Genomic DNA, 23,502 nt, shown 5'->3' on the forward strand with positions numbered 1-23,502 from the left:
CCTTCCTTATTATTTTCGGAGCGCTAAAATACTCATAATGATAAAAACAAATCCTGCAATAATTTGAATTTTGTTTCCAAAAAAAACCTGACTTCTGCGTGCTATAACTAAAGCCCCATATGCGCAAATGAAAGCACTCATTCCAGCACTAATAATAAAAATTGTTTTTTCTAAGTTAAGCATACCAAAAGAAACACTTACTGAAAAGGTATCTAGGCTAGCAGTCACAGCTAATAATACAGGTGAAATGGTTATTTTCTCATTTTTGTTGGAAGACAAAAGTAAATGTAGACCAATGCTAAATAATAGAATACAGGAAATCCATTGACCCCAATCTAATAAAAAACGCACTAAGTAATTTCCTAATTCAAAGCCGAGTAGTGGAAAAAGCATATGTAATGTTGCTGTCCACATTGACAAAAATAATCGATATTTAACATTTGGAATTAATACAAATAAACCGACGACATCGACAGACGTTAAAATACCTGCAAGAATACCCTGCAAGAATGCACTCCTTCGCTTCCTAATATTTTATCATTTTATGCTCGGAAATACAGTATTATCATAATGAACGATAAGACATTTTCCATATTATAAAATCCTATTTTTAAATGATTAATAGAGAATTGTTTGTGAATTGTTTGAGTGCCTGACACTTTATATCGTAAAAACCCACTTCGCTTTCCTCGGGCACAGTGTGAGCCGCAACCCTCGCTAATGCGCGGTTTGTTGCGTCTTACTACTTGTGCTGTCCCGCAGGAGTCTACGTGGATTTTTACTTCGTTGTTATGCTAGCATGGTAAATTGTTTGTGTGCTTGGCACTTTAAATCGCAAAAATCCACTTCGCTTTCCGCGGGCACAGTGTAAGCCGCAACCCTCGCTAGCGCGCGGTTTGTTTCGTCTTACTACTTGTGCTGTCCCCGCAGGAGTCTACGTGGATTTTTACTTCGTTGTTATGCTAGCATGGAAAATTGTTTGTGTGCCTGGCACTCATATCAACACTCATATAAAAAAACCCATCTTATATAGATGAGTTTTTTATTATAGTCTTATTAATTCGCCGGGAAACTTGGGAGAATCGCCGGTAGAAGTTCTTGAAACGCCGATAAGAACATTGAAATCGCCGATACTTAGTGCAAAATCGCTGATAGATCCACTAATTAAAGTGAATACCATTTGCCACCAGCCGCTTTTTCAAGTCTGTTCATAATAGCAGCGCCTACACCTTCTGTAGATGTCGTCGTCACTAGAATAACGGTAGCTTCTGTTTTATCACATGCTCGTAACGCATGATATAGTGCCGCTCCCATCTCTTCTTTACTACCTGCTTCACCAATTGAAAAGTAATAATCTATGTTAATATGCTTAAAGCTCTCTGGTGCTAGAAGTGCTACTTTATGATGTTGGGCTTGAAGTTGTTGTATGGCTTGCTGTACTTTTTGTTCATCACAGTCTATTAAGTATACGGGTGCATTAGGAGCATAATGCGTATACTTCATGCCTGGAGCTTTCGGCGTTTCTTCCATTGTCTGCTCCATTTTAGTCGGTTGAATAACCGGACCTATTACGGACTCTAACATTTCCTTTGTAATGCCACCCGGACGTAATATAACTGGTGGTTCATGCGTAACATCTAGCACAGTGGATTCAAAGCCAATTCCTGTAGAACCTCCATCTAAAATATACGGTATGTACCCTTCTAAATCATCTTTTACATGAATCGCTTCTGTTGGGCTTGGTTTCCCGCTACGATTCGCACTTGGAGCAGCAAGTGGTTTTTGAATTTGCTGTAATAATGCTAGTGCAACTGGATGATCCGGCATACGAATTCCGACAGTCTTTAATCCAGCTGTCACACTTTCTGCCAGAACATTTGGCTTTACTGGCATAATGAGTGTAAGAGGACCTGGCCAAAATGCATCCATACATTTTTTTGCTAGCTCAGAAATATGTTCGATATAAAGATAAACTTCCTCTTTCGTTCCTATGTGGACAATAAGTGGATTATCTGAAGGACGCCCTTTTGCCTTAAATATCTTTCTGACTGCATCATCATTTGTAGCGACTGCACCTAAACCGTAAACCGTTTCTGTTGGAAATGCCACAACCTCTCCAGCATTTAAGATATCCACAGCTTGTGCATAAGTTATTTGACTATTCACATTACTATCCACAATCTTACACACGGTTTCCATATGAAAAACCTTCTTTCAATCGTTGTTTTTTTCTGAATTATCCACATTTTGTTCATAACTTATCAATAATTGTGTATAAGTTATCTGAATTTGTGCACAATTACTCAAAAAATCCTTTTATCCATTCCCAAATAAAGAATGTTACATGTTCTTTTTCTTCTGCCTTTTCTTCCTCTTTTTCCGGTTTACAAATAGACGGGAAAATGCTACACCACCAGTTATCACCACGTGCATCGCCAATTTTCACGACAATCGAATGGTACATATTTTGTGGATAAAACATCGCATCTTGTCTCTTCGGTGGAAATAAATTATCCCCAAGTAACACTTGTGTACGCAATTGTGGATAATTTTCTTTTAATTCTGCTTCAATACTCTCTTTTAATATAACAAAATTATTATTATCCACATTTGTAGTTGAACCTACTTGTATTAAATAAGGTTTTAAATCTTGGACAAGTTGTTCTTTTTCTAATTGATCATCTGTTGTGTTGCTATTAGCTATAACTCTTATACGAAAATCGTTTTCTTGTTCATTATTCGTAGCTTCCTTTGCAGAACCTATTAATGATGGAATATATAAAATACATAGTTGTAAAGCTATCGCCATAATTACTAGTCTAGCAAAAGCTAGCACAATATTTAGTTTTGGAAATCTAACAATCTTGTATTCGTTTAACATAAAAATCCCTCCTTGCTCAACATTGTTGTCAAGAAGGAGATTCTTTATACATCAATTTCACAAAAAACCATACGAGGTTTTCCATTAATATCTTTTTCAACTGTAACAGTAGCTTGTGGAAAACTTTCTTTAAAAAATTTCGCTACTTGCTCTCCTTGTGTATAACCAATTTCAAGACCGATCAAAGATGGTTTATTCATCAGTGCTGGGAGCTGTTGTGCTAATTTGCGATATAAAATAAGCCCATTTTCTTCTGCAAAAAGTGCACTATGCGGTTCATGCTCTAGTACGATGCTAGACATGTCCTTCGCTTCTTCCATTGCAATATATGGAGGATTAGATAAAACAATATCAAACGTTTCTCCAACGAGGGGTGCTGTTAAATCACCTAGACGAAAATCGATATCTGCCTCAAGTAGTTGTGCATTTTTTTGTGCCGTTGATAATGCTGCTGCAGATAAATCCGTTGCCACTACTGTTAGCTCAGGACATTCTAGCTTCATAGAAATAGCAATAGCACCACTACCTGTCCCGATATCTGCTAGCTTTATTGTTTTCTTATTAAATAATTGATTGATGCGATTGCTTGTTGCTAGCACTAATTCCTCTGTTTCAGGTCTTGGAATGAGCACCGATTCATCCACAATAAATGTACGTCCATAAAATTCTTCACTGCCGATACAATACTGTACAGGTCGTCCACTAGCATGCTCTTCAATCAGTTTTATAAACTGTTGACTTTGCTCTACTGTTAACGAATCTTGTAAGTGTAGCATAACACCCGAATACGATGTGCCCAGTATATGTTGCATCACAATACGACCCGCGGTTTCTTCACGTCCATTATCCACTAAAAAAGAAGAAGCCCAATCAAGGGCCTCCATCACATTTTTATAGGTCATCGTTAAGTCGCTCTAACTTAGATGCTTGCTCTTCTAAGATTAGTGTATCAATGATTTCGTCCAGTCTTCCTTCGACGATTTGATCAAGCTTTTGAATCGTTAAACCGATACGATGGTCTGTCACGCGGTTTTGTGGATAATTGTATGTGCGAATACGCTCTGAGCGATCGCCTGAACCTACTGCTGATTTACGTGTTGCGTCGATTTCTTTTTGCGCTTCCTGTAAATACTTATCAGCTACTCGCGCACGAAGAATTTTCATCGCTTTTTCACGGTTTTTAATTTGTGAACGTTCATCCTGCATCGATACAACAACACCTGTTGGTAAGTGGGTCATACGTACAGCAGACATCGTAGTATTTACCGATTGCCCACCTGCACCTGATGACGCAAAAGTATCTACACGGATATCTTTTTCATGAATTTCAACATCTACCTCTTCTACTTCAGGTAAGCATGCAACTGTCGCTGTTGAAGTATGAATTCGTCCTTGTGATTCTGTTGCTGGTACACGTTGTACGCGGTGCGCACCGTTTTCAAATTTGAATTTTGAATACGCGCCTTGCCCGTTAATCATAAAAATTACTTCTTTGTAGCCGCCCATTGGGTTAGGCGTTGCTTCCATAATATCGATTTTCCAGCCTTGTGTCTCCGCATAACGAGAATACATACGGAATAAATCTCCTGCGAAAATATTCGCCTCATCACCGCCAGCTGCTCCACGAATCTCCATAATTACGTTTTTATTATCATTCGGGTCTTTTGGAATTAATAAAACACGTAGACGTTCTTCCAGCTCTTCTTGCTGTGCTTTTAACGAGTTGAATTCTTCCTTTACCATCTCGTGCATGTCAGGATCTTTTTCGTTATCTAACATTTCACGTGTATCAACTAGTTGCTCTTTCACGCTTTTATATTCACGATAAGCGTCAACTGTTTCCTGAATATCCGATTGTTCCTTTGAATATTCACGTAATTTTTTACTGTCGTTTACAATATCCGGATCACTTAAAAGCTCATTTAGCCTTTCATAACGATCTTCTACTGCTTGTAGTCTATCAAACATGGGCTTCACCTCTATTTAGTTCATTTATCTATATCCAGTAGGAATCCGCCTCCATTAAAGACAGCGAGACGTATTTTTTACTCTATTCACTAATCATTCCGCCTACAATAGAGTCTGACTAAGGATTTGTTTAGGCGTAATAGTCATGCATTATTTCCACTACTTAGTATAAGGAAAATTCCGCATGTATGCTACATTTTCTTCGGAAGATTGCTTAATATCATCAAGCCATTTTCCGATTAAAGCTAATTCAAAGTGGTGGATGTGCGTGGCATTTGCGGCAAACAGGATAGTAAGAATCATTACCGCCAATTTTTATTTGATCGCCTGTATACACAGGTTTGCCATTTTCATCGACACGCAAATTCATTGTTGCTTTTTTATGACAGAACCAGCAAATCGTTTTCATTTCTTCAATTTTATCTGCATATGTAAGCATGTACTGACTACCTTCAAATAATTCATTTTGGAAATCATTCTTCAGGCCAAAGCCCATGACAGGGATGTCTAGTTGGTCGACAATATTAGCTAATTGTAGCACATGTGCCTTTTTTAAAAACTGCACTTCATCTACAAGAACACAGTATGGTTTTACAACATTGTTTTTTACAAGTTCAAAAATATCCGTATCCTCATAAATTGGAATGGCTTCTTGTCGTAATCCTACTCGACTTGAAACAAAACCTACCTCATCTCGTGTATCTAGCCCAGATGTAAACATCATGACAGGCTTTTGCTGTTCTTCATAGTTATGTGCTACTTTTAAAATTTCAATTGATTTGCCACTATTCATCGCGCCATGTTTATAGTATAGCTGTGCCATTGTATCTTCTCCCTCTCTATTTGCAATTATGGATTTTGAAAGGAATTATTTTAGCAATTAGCTTAAACGCTTGCACCATAGTGTTAATCTTTATACCGAACCTATTGTCAGTATCGAATGGATTTGCGCTAGCGCTAGCTTAAGCACATTTCAAAATCCGGTCTTTGTTTTATATTGAACGTTACGTGCAACGTTGTGAAAGATACAAATGCGTCGAGACGCAATGAACGCATGCACTTTTTATATACTGAAAAAAATACCTGCCAAGCACATGCTTGGCAGGTATTAAACTAACATTAGTTTTTAAGACCGTATTTTTTGTTGAAACGATCTACGCGACCATCAGCAGACGCGAATTTTTGACGGCCAGTGTAGAATGGGTGACATTCGTTGCAGAACTCGACAACGATGTTTTCTTTAACTGAACCAGTTTTGAAAGTGTTACCACAAGAGCAAGTTACTGTTGCTTCTTTGTAGTCTGGATGAATTCCTTGTTTCATATTCGTTTTCTCCTCTCGCCCTGAACCATCTGGAACAGAGTATTATCGAACTGTACCTTACATAGCCCGAATATGTCGGCTACATATGTACACGTTGCATACTTTTGAAGTATAGCATAGTTATTTTATTTTTTTCAAGCAATAAATATTGAAAAACTATATTACAATTTTTAACCACGAACTTCGCGATAATCGTTATCTACTAATCCTATTTGTTTATTGCGCTCTTTAAATCGAATATTATGTGATGATACATACGCCACTTTTGGTGCATCTGGCTCTAAAAATAATTTTGCACTATTTAACGCTAAAATGCCATCCGTAAACGCACCTGCAATTAATCTTACTTTACTAGGATGATCAATAAAATCACCTGCTCCGTAGATACCTTCTATATTGGTTTCACGCTTCTCATTGACGATAGCTACTCCATCTTGAATTTCTAATCCCCATTCCTCAAGAGCTCCATAATCACATTTTAAGCCATGATTAACAACAACCGCATCTACTTGCACTCGTTCCATTTCATCTGTTTCTTTATTCATAATTGACACATACTGTATTACATCACCATCACTATGTAATTGCACCACTTCGTATGGTGTTTTAACATTGACAGAGGATTCTCGCATACGTAAGACATTTTTTTCATGACCACCAAATTCATCACGACGATGGACAATTGTTACACTAGCAGCGATAGATTCTAGCTCATTCGCCCAATCCACTGCGGAATTGCCACCACCTGAAATAAGTATATGTTTGTTGCGGAAAATGTCTAATTCTTGCACAGTATAATGTAAATTCGTTACTTCGTAGCGGTCTGCTCCTTCTATTTCAAGCTTTTGCATTGAAAGTACACCATAACCAACTGCTAATATTATTGCTTTAGAATAATGCTTCTCTCCTGATGCTGACGTTAAAATAAATGTTCCATCACTCTGTTTTTCTAATTTTTCTATCTTTTGATTTAAAACAATTGTTGGATCAAACGTTTTTGCCTGTTGGATAAGTTGTTGAATTAACTCCTCACCTAATATAGGCTTTACTCCACCAACGTCCCAAATCATTTTTTCAGGATAAATAAGCATGCGTCCACCTAGTTGAGAGCTAAACTCTATAATTTTCGTTTTTAAATCGCGCATCCCGCTATAAAAAGCTGTATATAATCCTGCTGGTCCACCTCCAACAATCGTTACATCATACAATTCTTCTGGCATGTCGTTCTCCCCTTTTCTACTAATAAAGTTTGTATGTCCTATTCTCCCTAAGAACAATGATATTCATTCTCAATTAACAATATGAACAATCTATTTTATTCCTTTAATCGCGCTAATAAATATAAAAAATATGGTGCCCCAAAAATCGCTACAACAATTCCAGCTGGTATTTCTGAAGGCTCTAAAATTGAGCGACCTATCGTATCGGCCAATAATACTAAAAAGCCACCTAAAAGTGCCGCGGTAGGAAGCATAAATTGATGGCTTGCTCCCACAAGTTGCCGAGCTAGATGTGGTGCAATTAATCCAACAAATCCAATACCGCCACTAACAGAAACACTAGCTCCAGCCAATCCAACTGATGCAGCTAATAACCAACGACGCTCTTTTTCAATAGAAGCACCTAATCCAATCGATGTTATTTCGCCCAAGTTTAATATGTTTAAAACTCGAGATTTTGAATAGATAAATGGTAGTAAAATTAATAACCATGGTAATAAGGATAGGACAAACCTCCAATTCGAACCCCAAATACTACCCGCTAGCCATGTAGCCACAAATTGATAATTTTCAGGGGTAAGACGAAGTGTTAATACAATCATTGCTGAACTAATGCCAGCGGCCACCGCAATTCCCGTTAAAATTAAACGCATTGGTGTGATACCTTCATAGCGTTTATAAGACAGTGTATAAATTAACAATGCTGTTATCCCTGCTCCTAAAAAGGCTAGTACTGGCAGTAAATATACGGGTGCTGATTTAGTCGTTGAAAAAAAGGAAATATACAGCATTACAGCTAGCCCAGCACCCGCATTAATGCCTAAAATACCTGGATCTGCTAATGCATTTTTTGAAATGCCCTGTAAAACAGCACCTGCCATAGCTAAACCCATTCCTACTAAAACACCAATTACAATTCTAGGAAGCCTAAATTGAAATAATATTAATTGCTGTTGCGCATCGCCCTGCCCAAAAAGAGTACTTATTACTTCCCATGGTGTCAGTTTAATTACGCCAGTATTCATACTAATTACAAAGGTAATTACTATTAAAACAATCAGTGTAGCTATAATGAGGAAATTTTTTCTTCTAACCTTTTGCTGATTTTGTGTTAAAAAATTGTTACTCACAGTTCCTTTCCTCCTTTACGTGCTAAATAAAGAAAGAACGGAACCCCAATTAAAGCAATTAATGCACCAATCGGCGTTTCATATGGCGGATTAATAGTACGCGCAACTAAATCAGCTAGTACTACGAGTAATGCTCCATATACTAATGAACAAGAGATAATCCATCGATAATCGTGTCCAACTATGTATCTCGTAAAATGGGGAACAATTAATCCTACAAATCCAACAGCACCTACAACTGAAACTGCTGCTCCTGCTAAAATTAAAACAATTACCATCCCCCACACTCGCACAACAGCAGTTCGTTGACCAAGTCCTATCGCAATTTCTTCACCTAAGCTTAGCAACGTAATAGAGCGGGATAGTATAAGCGCACCTATCATCGCAATTAGTATCCATGGCGACAATATTTGAAGATGACTCCACATCGTCCCCGAAACACCCCCAGCATACCAAAATGCTAGGTCCTGTCCAATTCGGTAATAAAGTGCAATTCCTTCACCGAGCGCACCAAGTAAAGCACTAACAGCAGCGCCAGCAAGAACTAGACGCATCGGTGATAAGCCCCCTTTAGACAAGGAGCCCACACCATAGACAATCGCAACACCGAGGCCTGCACCTACAAACGACCATAAAATTAAAAACATATAGGGCATGCCAGGAAAAAAGGCAAAGCAAACAGCGAGCATAAATGCCGCTCCAGAATTCAATCCTAATAACCCGGAGTCTGCTAAAGGGTTGCGCGTCATACCTTGCATTATCGCACCAGCAACTGCAAAGCTTGCACCTACTAACGCTGCTCCAAGTACTCGTGGTAAACGAATATCATGAATAATTTGATGTGTTGTTAATTCTGGTGAAAATTGTGTAATTGCCGTCCAAACAGTACTTAATGAAATATCTGCTGCTCCTAAAGAAATAGCAAAGCCAATGGCAAATATTAATGCAATTACTCCTAAAATCAAAGCTACTATTCCGCGTATTGGGTGAGATTGTTTCTGTAGCTCATCTATATCGCTGAGCCCTTCTACTCCTGTCGACGCAGTCATTCTACTTCCTCCTCTTAACTTCCATTCCTCCGCTTAATCTTTCATGTTATATAGCTGATAAGATAGACAAATTGGATTTTTACTATATGGACAGACAGCCATTTCTGCGTTGATATTGAATACTGTTTGTAAATTCTCCTTTGTCATTACTTCATGAGGGCTGCCACTTACGATTAATTTTCCGTCTCGCATAGCCATCATAAAGTGAGAAAACCGAGACGCATGGTTTAAATCATGCAAAACCATAATAATCGTTCGTCCTTCTTCCCTATTGAGCTTTTCAAGCAATAATAAAATATCTAGCTGATGTGCTAAATCTAAATATGTTGTTGGTTCGTCCAGTACTAAAATATCCGTACCTTGAGCTAATGCCATCGCAATCCATACTCTTTGACGTTGACCACCTGACAATGCCTCAATTGGACGATCGCAAAACTCTCTTAGTCCTGTCACATCAATTGCCCAATGAATATATTCATAGTCTTCCTTGCGCAATGTACCGAACCCTCCTTGATGAGGGAAACGGCCATATGATATTAATTCAAAAACAGTTAATCCTCCTGGAGCACTTGCTGTCTGAGGTAAAATTGCCATCTTTTTTGCCACTTCTTTTGTCTTTAATTGATGAATGGCCTTACCATCTAAATAAACAGCACCATCTTGTGTTCGTAATACTCGCGCAACAGCCTTTAATAAAGTAGATTTTCCACAGCCATTTGGGCCAATAATTGTTGAGATTTGACCTTTAGGAATGGCAACACTTAAATCATCCACAATAAGCGTCGAGGAGTAACCAATCGCCACATGTTCGATCTCCAATACTGACATACAAAACTTCCTTTCATTTTTAGATTTGCAAACCAAATTGTGCTGTGTACAAACCGTAATAGGCATTTTTTATAGCCATTAATTGTTCATGTGTTCCTTCTTCTATAATTCCTTTTTTCGATACGACGACAATGCGGTCTGCATCTTTTATTGTCGCCAAGCGGTGTGCAATGACTAACGTTGTGCGTCCTTTGGAAAGTTCATGTAAAGCTTGCTGAATAGCCTGTTCTGTTTCTGTATCTAAAGCGGATGTTGCCTCATCCAAAATTAAAATTTTAGGATTTTTCAAGAAAATACGTGCTATAGATAATCGCTGTTTCTGTCCACCTGATAATTTCACGCCGCGTTCACCAATTAACGTATCCATACCATCTGGTAATGCTTGTATCATCTCTTCAAGCTGCGCTCGTTTTGCCGCATACCAAATATCTTCCTCACTCGCCTGTAAATCTCCGTATGCAATGTTTTCTCGAATCGTACCATCAAATAAAAAAACATCCTGTTGCACAATGCCGATATGTGAGCGTAATGAATGAAGCTTAAAATCTCGTATATCTATTCCATCAACTTTTATTGATCCTTCACTCACCTCATAAAAGCGTGGGAGTAAACTACAAATGGTCGATTTCCCCGCTCCAGATGGACCAACAAGCGCTACTGTTTCTCCAGACTGAACTGTAAGATTAATATTATTTAATGTTCGTTCTGTATCGGTATAACCAAATGAAACTTGGTTAAATGTAATATTGCCATCAATAGACTCTATTAGCTTAGCTTTTGGGCGGTCTGCAATTTCTGGTGCTGTTTCTAAAAATTCAATATAGCGTTTAAAACCAGCCATGCCCTTTGGATAACTCTCAATAAACATATTTATTTTGTTAATTGGTCCAATTAAAATGCCAGATAAAAGAATAAAAGCAATAAATTCACCATTCGTTAAATAGCCCTTTAAAACAAAGTATGCACCGACAAATAGCGTAAATAATGATAAAACCTTTGTTAATATGCCATAAAGTGCTTCATTCCATGCCATCACCTTATAAGAAAACAATTTTGTTGCTCGGAATTTTTCATTATTCTTTTTGAAGCGGTTCTTTTCATGATCTTCATTTGTAAATGCTTGTACTACTCGAATACCACTGACGTTATTTTCTACACGGGCATTAAAGTCTGCAATATCGCTAAACATTTGATGAAATGCTTTCGACATAAGCTTGCCAAAAACAATAGTTAGCAAAAGAATAATTGGTACAAGAATAAAGATTAATAGCGTAAATGTAGGATCAATATAAAACATGACGCAAAAAGATCCGATTATCGTCATCATTGCAATAAACATATCTTCTGGACCATGATGTGCAAGCTCACCGATGTCCATTAGATCATTTGTTAATCGTGAGACAAGATGGCCTGTTTTATTGTTATCAAAGTAGCGGAAAGAGAGCTTTTGAATATGGTTGAACGCTTCCCTTCTCATATCCGTTTCAATATTAATGCCAAGCATATGCCCCCAATATGAAACAATAAAATCTAAAATTGAATTAAAAACATACAACAACAGCAGCAAACCACTTGCCATCATTATCCACTTTAATTCACCATCTGGAAGAATATCATCAATTACTTTATTTAAAACTAATGGAAATGCCAGCTCAATTAGGGCAACTAAAATTGCACAGGAGAAATCTAATATAAATAATCCTTTATATGGCCTGTAATAAGTAAAGAAACGTTGTAGTAACATGGATGTACCTCCTAGTAAACATGCATTGTTTATGCTCTATTAAATGAAAGCTACCTAATTGCAAATCAGGTAGCTCACCTCATGTGTTCTCCACATTTCTACTTTTTATTTTTCCTGAGACTTTGTATACTCTACTATTTTGTCAGCTAAATCTTCTGCTTGATGTAGTCCAGATAAAGGATCGGAAGCAAAATAGTATTCCGCTTCTAAAGGAATTGTTTTATTATTTTTGATAACATCAAGATTTGTCCAAGTTGGAGGGAGTTTCCCGTCTTTATTAAAGAAATTAATAACGAAGACGTAATCACCAACATAGTCACCGACTACTTCATAGGAGATTTCATAGCGACCGCCATTTGATTCCTTTGTATCAAGTAGCTCCTGAATTTTTTCTTGTGGTTTTACACCAAGAATTTGATAGAGTGCTCGTCCTCCTGACACACTGGAATTTCCAACAACAGTTGCATTTTTTTCAAATAAATCAAAAATCGTAAAAGTAGCACCTTCTGGAATAGCCGCATTTATTTTTTGTTGTGCTTGCGTTACACGATTTTCAAAATCTTTGACAAATGCGTCTGCTTCTTCCTGTCTTCCTAAAAATTCGCCCATTGCTTTGACCTCATCAGTAGCTGAATTATAGGCTGTATCAGAAAAAACGATTGTCGGTGCAATTTTTTCATATTTTTCAACATCTTCTGGATTCCATGTAATGATTAAATCTGGCTTTAACTCTAAAATCTTTTCTAATGATGCATTACCATCTGTTCCGATATTCGTAATTTCTCCGTCTTTATAGTACGGTTTTAAAAATGCTGCATAGTTTAAATTGGCTGTGATTGCTCCTACTGGCACAACATCCAATGCAAGGATTTGTCCCATATACCAGTCTGTCACAATTCGCTGTGCTTTTACTGGAATTTCTACTTCTCGGCCACTGTCGTCCGTAATAGTTTTAGTCTCTGCTTCTTCTGTTTTAGGTACACTATCATTATTTTCAGCTGGTTGTTTTGTATCCTCACCACATGCAGCTAGTAAAACTAACAAACTTAGCAAAAAGGGCGTCTTTATATGTTTAAGCATTTTTTTCATCATGACTTCATTTTCCCCAATCTTAAATCGTTTTGCTTGCTCGAGCTGATTCTTATTGTATTGAAAATGATTCTCATTTGTAATAGCAATTTCGGACATAGCGGCTGTATATTTCAGCCTAAAAATAGTTGGCGCCATACTTGTCTCCTTTTTAAAGGCTCGACTAAAATAGTATTCATCCTCATATCCAAGAGAAATAGCAATTTCTTTAATGTCATATTGATTGGCCATTAAATATTGTTTTGCGCGTTTAATTTTGAGTTGCTGCAAATAAATTTGTGGCCCTATTCCATAACGAGCTTTAAAAATGCGTAATAAATGTCGTGTACTAATTTGAAGTGAATCTGCTAGCGTTTGTATTGATAACGGCTCATGAATATGTTCTTCTAAAAATAAACGTGCTAATTCTACCTTATCCATTTCATGTGGTTTACCTTGCCCTTCAGCAAGCTCTTGAAACACACGATAAATGAGCTCATAAAAGGATGCTTTTACAAATACATGCTCATGAATAGAACCTGTCTGCCACTTGTTAAACATGTCGTGCAACAACTTTTGTATCACAATAGGATTAGCAGGTACACATGAGAACTCTGTTTGAAAAGGTTGATATTGCATTTGTAAATGTTGCATAAATGCATCAACATAAATGACGTCGCCTTTATAGTGAATTAAAAAATAATTCAAAGGCTTTTTTGATTTTATATGTAGTGTTTGGGACTTTCCAATATGAAAAATGCTAAATTGTTGCACATGATAAGGATTATTTCCAATAATAATTTCTGCTTCACCAACTGTGATGATTAATAACGAACTGTAATTCATTACTTCTTTTTTTTGCACCTCGTTGTTAAATACATATTCAATGTGTTTTACCTTGATATGTGCATTTTCCCATAGAAGCATGTAGGCATCATAATTCATTGCGTTCTCCTCAACTAATAAGACATACCATCATTATGTTGATAATGATTATCAATTTCATTATACTTTTTAGAGCGCAAGAAAAAAACACCAATTACTATTATTAGTTAATGGTGTCAGAGTAGGGATAAACTTGCTTCGTTAATTTCCGCTACGGGCGGACGCTTTCCGCGGGCACACCGTAAGCCGCAAAAATCGCTACGCGCGGTCTGTTGCGGCTTACGTTTTGTGCGTTCCCGCAAGAGTCGTCCGCCTCCGCTCCAATCAACTAGTAAAATTGTTTGAGTGCCTGGCACCTCTCATGGGGGAAATTAACGGCAGTAATCAAAACGAAAACACCATTAACTATTACTAGTCAATGGTGTCTGCATTTTTAAAGTAGCCCTTTACCTTTAGTGGCCTTTTTCATATCTTCATTTAACTTTTCGAAAAATTCTTCGTTTGATTTTGTTGTGCGTATTTTTTTCAAGAAACGCTCTGCAAAATCTGGTGCATCTGAAAATGTTTTGCGAATTGCCCATAGTTTTTCAAGTTGTTCTGGTTCAAGGAGTAATTCTTCCTTACGTGTACCTGAACGACGAATATCAAGCGCAGGGAAAATACGACGCTCTGCTAGTTGTCGATCTAAGTGCAACTCTAAGTTACCAGTCCCTTTAAATTCCTCATAGATTACTTCATCCATACGTGATCCAGTATCTACTAAAGCTGTAGCTAAAATTGTTAAGCTACCACCTTCTTCGATATTACGAGCAGAACCGAAGAATCGTTTTGGTCTATGGAAGGCAGCAGGGTCAATACCACCTGAAAGCGTACGACCGCTCGGTGGAATAACTAAGTTATACGCACGTGCAAGACGCGTAATAGAGTCCATTAAAATAATAACGTCACGTTTATGTTCTACTAAACGGCGAGCTCGTTCTAACACGATTTCCGCTACCTTAACATGATTTTCTGGTACTTCATCGAACGTAGAACTCACGACATCCGCATTAACAGAACGCTCAATGTCCGTTACTTCCTCAGGGCGCTCATCAATAAGTAAGACGATTAACTCTGCCTCAGGGTGATTCGTTGTAATGGCATTGGCAATTTCTTTAAGTAAAGATGTTTTACCGGCTTTTGGAGGCGCGACGATTAAACCACGTTGACCAAATCCTACTGGTGCTACTAAATCCATAATTCGTGTTGATAGATTGCTCTGTGTTGTTTCAAGCTTAATTTGACGATCAGGATATAACGGCGTTAATGCTGGGAAGTGAACACGTTCTTTTGCTACTTCAGGGTCTTCACCATTTACAGCATCAACCTGTAGTAAGCCATAGTAACGTTCATTTTCTTTAGGTGGGCGTACTTTGCCAGACACCTTATCCCCATTACGAAGATCGAAACGACGAATTTGAGAAGCTGAAATATAAATATCTTCTTTACTCGGTGAGTAATTTATTGGACGAAGGAAGCCGAAGCCCTCTTGCGAAACAATTTCAAGTACCCCTTCCATAAAGAAATAACCCTCTTGCTCTGAACGCGTTTTCAAAATAGCAAAAATTAATTCCTTTTTCGTTAGTTTGCTATAATACGAAATTTTGTATTGGCGTGCGAGGGCGTAAAGCTCTTTTAACGTCATGTTTTCTAATTGAGCGATTGTCAATGCAGACATATGCACAACTCCAGTCTTTTTCAAAATATAATGCATGTATTGGGGTAAACATAGAAGTTTTAAGTAAAACTATGGATGGATTTAATGAAGAAGAAGGTACCTAGTGCAAATAAGTTGCACTAGGTATATTTTAGAAGAAAATATTATTAATAGCTAGGTTTTTTATCAAGCGCGTGACGACCTTCTACAAATCGTACAGTACCTGTTTTCGCTCGCATAACAACTGAATGTGTTAATGCGTAAGCTCCTTTGTACTGAACACCTTTTAAAAGCTCACAATCTGTAACTGCAGTTGCTGCAAAAATTGCATCGTCACCTTTTACTAAGTCATCTAAGTAAAGAACTTTTTCTACATCTACGCCCATTTTTTTACAGCGTTCTAACTGATCTTCGTCTTCTGGCACTAATTTGGCCTGGAAGTCTCCGCCTAGGCATTTTAATGCAACAGCTGAAATAACACCTTCTGGTGCGCCGCCCATTCCAAACATAATGTCGATGCCTGTTTCATCGAATGCTGTGTTAATAGCAGCACCTACATCTCCATCTTGAATAAATTTAATACGTGCTCCCGCTTCACGAATCTCATCTACTATTGCTTGATGGCGAGGGCGATCTAATAGAGTAGCTACTACATCAGAAATATCTTTATTTTTTGCTTTTGCTACTTGTAATAAATTATAAGTAACAGAGGCATTAATATCAACTTTTCCTGCAGCTTCTGGCCCTACAGCGATTTTCTCCATATACATATCTGGTGCATTTAACAGATTACCCTTATCAGCAATTGCTAATACAGTCATTGCACCGTTTGTACCTTTTGCTACTATATTTGTACCTTCTAAAGGATCGACTGCTATGTCTACTTGAGGACCGCCATTACGAAGGCCAAGTTCTTCACCGATATAAAGCATTGGCGCTTCGTCCATTTCACCTTCCCCAATAACTACTGTAGCATGCATTGGAATCGTATCGAACATTGAGCGCATTGCTGTCGTTGCTGCATCATCTGCCTCAATTTTCAAACCGCGACCCATCCATTTCCCGGATGCGATTGCTGCTGCCTCTGTTACTCGTACTACTTCCATCGATAAACTACGTTCCATTGTTGTTTTGCCTCCCGTTATCGGCATGTTTCATTGTGCCGAAACATTCAAATTACTTTTATTGTAACATAATTGGCTCGAAACTTTTAGCTCACATTATTCCTTTGCCTCTGCAACACTGACCATAATTGTTTCACGTCGAATATCTGCGCCTAAGTCACGTAATTTTTCAATAAGTGAGCTATAGCCACGTTCAATATGATAGATATCGTGAATTTCAGTTTCACCTTCTGCTAATAGTCCAGCTAATACTAATGCTGCACCCGCGCGAAGGTCTGTTGCAGTTACGCTTGAGCCATGTAATTTACTTTGACCGGTAATTATCGCTGTATTCCCTTCTACACGTGCGTTGGCATTCATACGACGTAGCTCATCAATATGTTTAAACCGAGCCGAATAGATCGTATCTGTAATTTTTGAGGAGCCAAATGCCTGTGTCATTAACACAGAAAGTGGTTGCTGAATATCTGTAGGGAATCCAGGATACACAATCGTCTTAACATCAACTGCTTGCAATGTAGATAGGTCTGTTTTTGGAACAAAAATGCTTTCCTCACCTATATCAATCTTGACGCCCATTTCACGAAGTTTTGCAGTAATTGCCTCTAAATGTAGCGGAATTACATTGTCTATCGTAATGCCATCGCCAACTGCTGCTGCCATAATCATAAAAGTTGCAGCTTCAATACGGTCAGGAATAATTGTATGCTCCGTACCGTGCAGCTCATCAACACCTTCGATACGAATTACACTTGTACCAGCACCTTTAATATTGGCACCCATATTTGTAAGAAGTGTTGCTACGTCGATTATTTCAGGTTCTTTTGCTGCATTTTCAATAACCGTACGACCCTTTGCACGTACTGCTGCCAACATAATATTGATTGTAGCGCCAACACTTGCGACATCTAAATAAATTTTGGCACCAATTAATTCTTCTGCACGTAAATAAATCGCACCGTGCTCGTTTGTAATTTTAGCACCAAGTGCCTCAAAGCCTTTAATGTGTTGATCAATCGGACGCGGTCCTAAGAAGCAACCACCTGGCAAGCCAATGACAGCCTTTTTGAAGCGACCAAGCATCGCCCCCATTAAATAATAAGAGGCACGGAGTTTTTTTACATTACCATTTGGCAAAGGTAGTGCAAGCATTTCGGAAGGATCAATAATCATTTTGCCATTCTCAAATTGTACTTCTCCACCGATCTCTTCTAACAAGGCTTTTAAAGTCCAAGCATCTGAAATTTCTGGAATCCCTCCAATTGTCACTGGAGAGTTCGCCAAAATTGATGCTGGTATTAAGGCGACTGCACTATTTTTTGCACCACTAACTTTAATTGTACCTTTTAGACGATTTTCGCCTGTAATTTTATAAACATCCATTTTGCGTTCTCCCTCATGATTGGAAAGTAATTTTAGCATTTGACTCACTTTATAATCTTATTATTCACCTTTTCGCTTATTCCAATCCGCTAAAAATCCTTCAATTCCTTTTTCCGTTAATGGATGGTGGAAAAGTTGTTTTAACACTTTAAAAGGAGTTGTTGAAATATGAGCGCCCGCAAGTGCTGCCGCCGTTACGTGTTGAGGGTGACGAATTGATGCTGCAATAATTTGCGTTTCAATGTTATGGATTGTAAAAATATCTGAAATTGTTTCAATAAGCTCTACACCATTTAGACCAATATCATCTAAACGTCCGATAAATGGTGATACATATGTAGCACCCGCACGCGCAGCCATTAATGCTTGGTTTGCACTAAAAATTAGTGTTACGTTTGTTTTAATGCCTTTGTTTGCAAAGAAGCGGCAAGCCTCTAAGCCAGCTGGTGTCATCGGTAATTTAACTGTGATATTCGGTGCAATCGCAGCTAATTCTAGACCTTCTTTAATCATTCCTTCAGCATCTAATGCAATTACCTCTCCACTTACTGAGCCATCTACAAGCTCTGCAATTTCACGTAGTCGATCATGAAAAGAAACGTTTTCCTCTTTTGCAACTAATGATGGATTTGTCGTAACACCCGATAAAATACCCCATGCGTGTGCTTCTTTAATTTCGTCAAAGTTTGCTGTATCAATAAAGAATTTCATAATATTTCCTCCTAAACCGTATTTGTTTATATTTTTAATTTTTTTCAAAAAAGTTATTATGTCAAAAACAAGAGAAGGTCGATTGCTAGCATCAACACTTCTCTTATTATGTGTATTCATCTTTGCTTTTGTACAATATAAGAAGCTAAATTATGCTTTTTGTGCACTTCCAAATTCACGGATTTTACCGACAACTGTTGTTTTAATCGCTTCACGAGCTGGCGCTAAGAATTTACGAGGATCGTAAACATCTTTATCATTGTCAAGAATTTCACGAATCACTTTTGTAGCTGCGATTTGATTTTCAGTATTAACGTTAATTTTAGCAGTACCTAATGAAATTGAGCGTTGAATATCTTTTGTTGGAATACCTGTACCACCATGTAATACTAAAGGAAGATCTGCTAAGTTTGAGATTTCCTCCATTTCCTTAAAGCCTAAGTTTGGTTCTCCTTTGTAAGGACCATGTACAGAGCCAAGTGCTGGTGCTAGGCAATCAATATCTGTTAATTCAACCATTTTACGGCATTCTTCTGGGTCAGCGTACATAATACCACCAATTACGCCATCCTCGTCCCCACCAACTGTTCCAAGCTCAGCTTCTACAGAGACACCTTTGGCATGTGCATATTCAACTACTTTTGAAGTAGTCGCGATATTTTCTTCGAAAGGATGGTGTGAAGCATCAATCATAACAGAAGTAAATCCTGCATCAATCGCTTCTTTACACTTTTCAAAGCTAGAACCATGGTCAAGATGAATAGCAACTGGAACTGTAATACCATAAGATTCCATTAATCCTTTTACCATGTGTACTACTGAGATAAATCCACCCATATATTTACCTGCGCCTTCAGATACGCCAAGGATTACAGGTGATTTCTCTTCTTCCGCTGCTTGTAAAATTGCTTGTGTCCATTCAAGGTTGTTGATGTTGAATTGACCAACTGCATAACCTTCTGCCTTTGCTTTAATTAACATCTCTTTCATAGATACTAATGCCATACTAAAAATCCTCCTTTTAGGACTATTCTTTATACATAAATGTGCTATTTAATCATAGCAAAAATATAAGCACCTGAAAAGAAATTTCAGGTGCTTATATTTTAGCACCGATAGCGGAGAGCCACGCAGCGACAGGTGCCCTTTTATCAAAAGCACCTGAAAAGAAATTTCAGGTGCTTATATTTTCTGCATCGAAAGCGTAGTGCAAACGCAGCGGCAGATGCCTCTTCTAATATAAAAGAAATTTCAGGTGCTTATATTTTAGCACCGATAGCGGAGAGCAACGCAGCGACAGGTGCCCTTTTTTCAAAAGCACCTGAAAAGAAATTTCAGGTGCTTATATTTTCTGCATCGAAAGCGTAGTGCAAACGCAGCGGCAGATGCCTCTTCTAATTATAAAAGAAATTTCAGGTGCTTATATTTTTGCACCGATAGCGGAGAGCAACGCAGTGAAAATTATCATCAGCATCAACTATTCGAGCATATGTAAAAAACAGGCGGTGTTTGCCACTGCCTGTTTTTTTATGTGTTTAATGTTTTATTTACTGCATCACGTACTTCAAAAATATCAAATGGCTTAGTAAAGTAACGAATTGCCCCTAATTCCAATGCTTCCTGTACTACATCTAATTCACCGTAAGCGGTCATCATAAAGACAGGTAATTGCGGCCATTTCTCTTTTAAACATTTTAAAATTTCTATGCCATCCATGCCAGGAATCTTCATATCTAGCAATACACAATCCATTGATTCTTCCTCTGCATAACGTAGTGCTTCAGCGCCATTAGCTGCTAAATATGTAACATAACCTTCTTTTTTCAAAACTTCATTTAATAGCAAACGAATTCCCTGCTGATCATCAACAATTAGTAATCGTTTCACATTGCATTCCGCCCTTTTTGAATTATTATTTTGCACAAAGATATCTATATTATGTATTATTCTCCTTTTACAGCTTAATACCTTCTAGTATTATAAATTATCTACTTTTGCTTTATGCTTCACACATACATATAATATTGATTGAGGTGGAATCATGTCAAAAATATTAACAACACAGCTGAGCGGATTATTACAAAGAATAACACAAAGCGAAGAAGAATCTATTGAAGAAACAGCACGTTTACTTGCACAAGCAGCAATAGGCGAAGGAAATGTTTACTTTGCTTGTTTTGGCGAAATGCAAGTTGTCGAGTTAAATGCACTTCAAGGTGTTGAGCGTTTCGCTAAGCTACTCCCTTGGACAGAGCATTCTGAAGTTAGTGAAGCCGATCGTATTTGTATTTTTACCCGTAGTGCACACGATCAGGAAGCTTTAGCTTTAGCAAAAAAATTGAACGAACACTTTATTCCATTTGCAGCCGTAGCTAGTGAAGTAGCAAATGCAGAAAATCCATTAGCCGATTTAGCGTATACATATATCTCTACTCGTATGCGCGGAGGATTGTTACCTAATGATTTAGGTGAGCGCATTGTTGTACCGCATGCAATAGCTGCCCTATTCATTTATGAAGCTATAAAAATCGCTTATGATGAAATGCTCGGATTTGATGATGAAGAGCTATAAAGCTTCACTATATAAAAATTAAACCGCTATACACAAAGGCATCGAGAAGTTCATTTTTGGTGCCTTTTAGCATGCCTTAAAATGGAATTTATTTAGAATGAAGCAGAAGATATCGACTCCTCGCTGAAACGTACATTTCCATGCTTTCAGCAATTCAGGAAGGTTTTCGGCGTTTTCCATAGTGTTCTAAAAAAATTGTAGGCAAAATCAATATTTTTCGAGTTTGCCTACAGACTAAAAGGATGCCTCGAAATAACGAGACATCCTTTTTAGTTTTATTTAAATGTTGCTCCGATGAAATCACGGAATAATGGTTGTGGACGGTTTGGACGTGATACGAATTCTGGGTGGAATTGGCAAGCTACAAAGAAGTTGTTTTCTGGTAGCTCAATAATTTCCACTAATTTTCCGTCTGGGCTTGTACCTGAGAATACAAGACCTGCCGCTTCCATTGCCTCGCGGTATTCATTATTGAATTCATAACGATGACGGTGACGTTCGTACACAAGCTCTTTATCGTAAGCATCACTTGCTTTTGAGCCTTCTTTTAACTTACATGGATATAAACCTAAACGTAATGTACCACCAATATCTACGTTATCGTTTTGATCTGGTAAGAAATCAATAATAGGATATTGTGTTTCCGCATCAAGTTCTGTAGAATGCGCTCCATTTAAGCCTAGTACGTTACGAGCAAATTCTATTGTTGCTAGTTGCATACCTAAGCAAATACCTAAAAACGGTACGTTATTTTCACGAGCATACTGAGTTGCTAAAATTTTACCTTCAACGCCTCGATCACCAAAGCCACCTGGTACTAAAATAGCATCAGCATCTTTAAGTAATGCTACAACATTGTCAGCATCTACATGCTCTGCGTTAATCCAATCAATATCGATATCAGAGTTAAACGCATAACCTGCATGTTTTAACGCCTCTACAACTGAAATATAAGCATCTTGTAATTCTACATACTTACCTACTAATGCCACTTTTCGTTTATTTGGTAGGCTCTTCACTTTTGCAACAAGGTCGCGCCATTCTTCCATATCTGCCTCTGGTGCTTCAATACCGAAATGATCAAGTACGATATCATCGAAATCTTGCGCATGAAGATTTAATGGTACTTCATATAAATGCTCTGCATCACGAGATTCGATAATTTCATGAGGTTGAACGTCACAGAATAATGCTAATTTTTCTTTCATTTCTTCTGGCACTTCTTGTTCTGTACGCACAACGATAATATTTGGCTGAATCCCTAAAGAACGTAATTCTTTAACAGAATGTTGTGTTGGTTTTGTTTTTAATTCACCGGCAGCTTTAATGTAAGGAATTAACGTACAGTGAACATACATTACATTGTTATGGCCTAAATTGGTTTTCATTTGACGAATAGCTTCTAGGAATGGTAGTGATTCAATATCCCCTACAGTTCCTCCAACCTCAGTAATAACAACATCTGCATTCGTTTCACGTCCTGCGCGTTGGATACGTTCTTTAATTTCATTTGTAATATGAGGAATTACTTGAACTGTTCCGCCGTTATAGTCACCACGACGTTCTTTTTGTAATACAGATTGATATACGCGACCAGATGTTACAGTTGAATGTTTGCCTAGGTTAATGTCAATGAAACGCTCATAGTGACCTAAGTCCAAATCAGCCTCAGCGCCATCATCTGTAACGAAAACCTCACCATGTTGATATGGGCTCATTGTACCTGGGTCAATATTGATATATGGGTCAAATTTTTGAATCGTTACTTCTAACCCACGGTTTTTTAATAAACGTCCTAGAGATGCTGCTACAATCCCTTTTCCAAGTGATGACACAACCCCACCTGTTACAAAAATATACTTTGTCATGAAAAATTCCTCCTTATGTTGTACTAGATCTTGTTAGTAAAAAAAGTATATT

At 37.8% G+C, this 23,502-nt stretch carries 21 protein-coding genes; 1 reads left to right on the plus strand and 20 read right to left on the minus strand.

What is annotated here, in order from left to right:
- Positions 1-9: 9 nt before the first annotated feature.
- The 19 genes from ACIP9G_RS10765 to ACIP9G_RS10855 form a co-directional block, all read right to left on the minus strand.
- Positions 10-507 carry a manganese efflux pump MntP gene (locus ACIP9G_RS10765; protein ID WP_340820988.1) on the minus strand — a complete coding sequence of 166 codons (498 nt, stop codon included), beginning with the start codon at positions 505-507 and terminating at the stop codon, positions 10-12.
- Between the two features lie 657 nt (positions 508-1,164).
- Positions 1,165-2,199, minus strand: a complete 1,035-nt coding sequence (locus ACIP9G_RS10770; protein WP_401019209.1) for an L-threonylcarbamoyladenylate synthase — start codon at positions 2,197-2,199, stop codon at positions 1,165-1,167.
- Positions 2,200-2,299: 100 nt separating this feature from the next.
- Entirely contained in the window at positions 2,300-2,881 is a 582-nt protein-coding gene (locus ACIP9G_RS10775) for a stage II sporulation protein R (protein WP_401019210.1), read from the minus strand.
- 44 nt (positions 2,882-2,925) lie between these two features.
- Positions 2,926-3,783, minus strand: coding sequence for a peptide chain release factor N(5)-glutamine methyltransferase (gene prmC, locus ACIP9G_RS10780; protein WP_401019212.1), 858 nt, complete (start codon positions 3,781-3,783; stop codon positions 2,926-2,928).
- Positions 3,773-4,849, minus strand: a complete 1,077-nt coding sequence (gene prfA, locus ACIP9G_RS10785) for a peptide chain release factor 1 (RefSeq protein ID WP_340820992.1) — start codon at positions 4,847-4,849, stop codon at positions 3,773-3,775. Before prfA ends, prmC begins: the two co-directional genes overlap by 11 nt.
- A gap of 250 nt (positions 4,850-5,099) precedes the next feature.
- Positions 5,100-5,672, minus strand: a complete 573-nt coding sequence (locus ACIP9G_RS10790) for a thymidine kinase (protein ID WP_401019213.1) — start codon at positions 5,670-5,672, stop codon at positions 5,100-5,102.
- Positions 5,673-5,968: 296 nt separating this feature from the next.
- On the minus strand, positions 5,969-6,172 hold the full coding sequence (rpmE, locus tag ACIP9G_RS10795; RefSeq protein WP_004269457.1) for a 50S ribosomal protein L31: 204 nt from the start codon (positions 6,170-6,172) through the stop codon (positions 5,969-5,971).
- Between the two features lie 170 nt (positions 6,173-6,342).
- Positions 6,343-7,392: an NAD(P)/FAD-dependent oxidoreductase gene (locus tag ACIP9G_RS10800; protein WP_340820994.1), complete on the minus strand. Its 1,050-nt coding sequence runs from the start codon at positions 7,390-7,392 to the stop codon at positions 6,343-6,345.
- Positions 7,393-7,487: 95 nt separating this feature from the next.
- On the minus strand, positions 7,488-8,522 hold the full coding sequence (locus ACIP9G_RS10805; protein ID WP_401019214.1) for a FecCD family ABC transporter permease: 1,035 nt from the start codon (positions 8,520-8,522) through the stop codon (positions 7,488-7,490).
- Positions 8,519-9,571, minus strand: coding sequence for a FecCD family ABC transporter permease (locus tag ACIP9G_RS10810; protein WP_340820996.1), 1,053 nt, complete (start codon positions 9,569-9,571; stop codon positions 8,519-8,521). The genes ACIP9G_RS10805 and ACIP9G_RS10810 overlap by 4 nt, the downstream gene beginning before the upstream one ends.
- A gap of 33 nt (positions 9,572-9,604) precedes the next feature.
- A complete protein-coding gene (locus ACIP9G_RS10815) occupies positions 9,605-10,399 on the minus strand; it encodes an ABC transporter ATP-binding protein (protein ID WP_340820997.1) in 795 nt (264 codons plus the stop codon).
- A 19-nt stretch (positions 10,400-10,418) separates the two neighbouring features.
- A complete protein-coding gene (locus tag ACIP9G_RS10820) occupies positions 10,419-12,143 on the minus strand; it encodes an ABC transporter ATP-binding protein (protein WP_401019217.1) in 1,725 nt (574 codons plus the stop codon).
- A 105-nt stretch (positions 12,144-12,248) separates the two neighbouring features.
- Positions 12,249-14,156, minus strand: a complete 1,908-nt coding sequence (locus ACIP9G_RS10825; RefSeq protein ID WP_401019218.1) for an AraC family transcriptional regulator — start codon at positions 14,154-14,156, stop codon at positions 12,249-12,251.
- 373 nt (positions 14,157-14,529) lie between these two features.
- Positions 14,530-15,813 carry a transcription termination factor Rho gene (gene rho, locus ACIP9G_RS10830; protein WP_340821000.1) on the minus strand — a complete coding sequence of 428 codons (1,284 nt, stop codon included), beginning with the start codon at positions 15,811-15,813 and terminating at the stop codon, positions 14,530-14,532.
- Positions 15,814-15,959: 146 nt separating this feature from the next.
- Positions 15,960-16,916, minus strand: coding sequence for a class II fructose-bisphosphatase (gene glpX / locus ACIP9G_RS10835; protein ID WP_340821001.1), 957 nt, complete (start codon positions 16,914-16,916; stop codon positions 15,960-15,962).
- Positions 16,917-17,012: 96 nt separating this feature from the next.
- Positions 17,013-18,299 (minus strand): UDP-N-acetylglucosamine 1-carboxyvinyltransferase, encoded by a 1,287-nt coding sequence (locus tag ACIP9G_RS10840; RefSeq protein ID WP_340821002.1) that lies wholly within the window; start codon positions 18,297-18,299, stop codon positions 17,013-17,015.
- A gap of 60 nt (positions 18,300-18,359) precedes the next feature.
- The gene (gene fsa / locus ACIP9G_RS10845) at positions 18,360-19,010 is read right to left on the minus strand and encodes a fructose-6-phosphate aldolase (RefSeq protein WP_340821003.1); all 651 of its coding nucleotides are present in this window, start codon (positions 19,008-19,010) and stop codon (positions 18,360-18,362) included.
- A gap of 150 nt (positions 19,011-19,160) precedes the next feature.
- Complete coding sequence (locus tag ACIP9G_RS10850) at positions 19,161-20,015, minus strand: class II fructose-bisphosphate aldolase (protein WP_340821004.1); 855 nt, start codon at positions 20,013-20,015, stop codon at positions 19,161-19,163.
- Between the two features lie 522 nt (positions 20,016-20,537).
- Entirely contained in the window at positions 20,538-20,897 is a 360-nt protein-coding gene (locus ACIP9G_RS10855; RefSeq protein WP_340821005.1) for a response regulator, read from the minus strand.
- A 154-nt stretch (positions 20,898-21,051) separates the two neighbouring features.
- Between ACIP9G_RS10855 and ACIP9G_RS10860 the strand changes: the two genes are divergently transcribed.
- Complete coding sequence (locus tag ACIP9G_RS10860) at positions 21,052-21,582, plus strand: DUF2529 family protein (protein WP_401019220.1); 531 nt, start codon at positions 21,052-21,054, stop codon at positions 21,580-21,582.
- A 275-nt stretch (positions 21,583-21,857) separates the two neighbouring features.
- On the opposite strand, the gene ACIP9G_RS10865 is transcribed toward ACIP9G_RS10860, so the two are convergent.
- Positions 21,858-23,450, minus strand: coding sequence for a CTP synthase (locus tag ACIP9G_RS10865; protein ID WP_340821007.1), 1,593 nt, complete (start codon positions 23,448-23,450; stop codon positions 21,858-21,860).
- Positions 23,451-23,502 lie beyond the last annotated feature (52 nt).

Origin of the sequence: Lysinibacillus sp. NPDC093197, from assembly GCF_044754025.1 — a bacterium.
Lineage (GTDB): Bacteria > Bacillota > Bacilli > Bacillales_A > Planococcaceae > Lysinibacillus.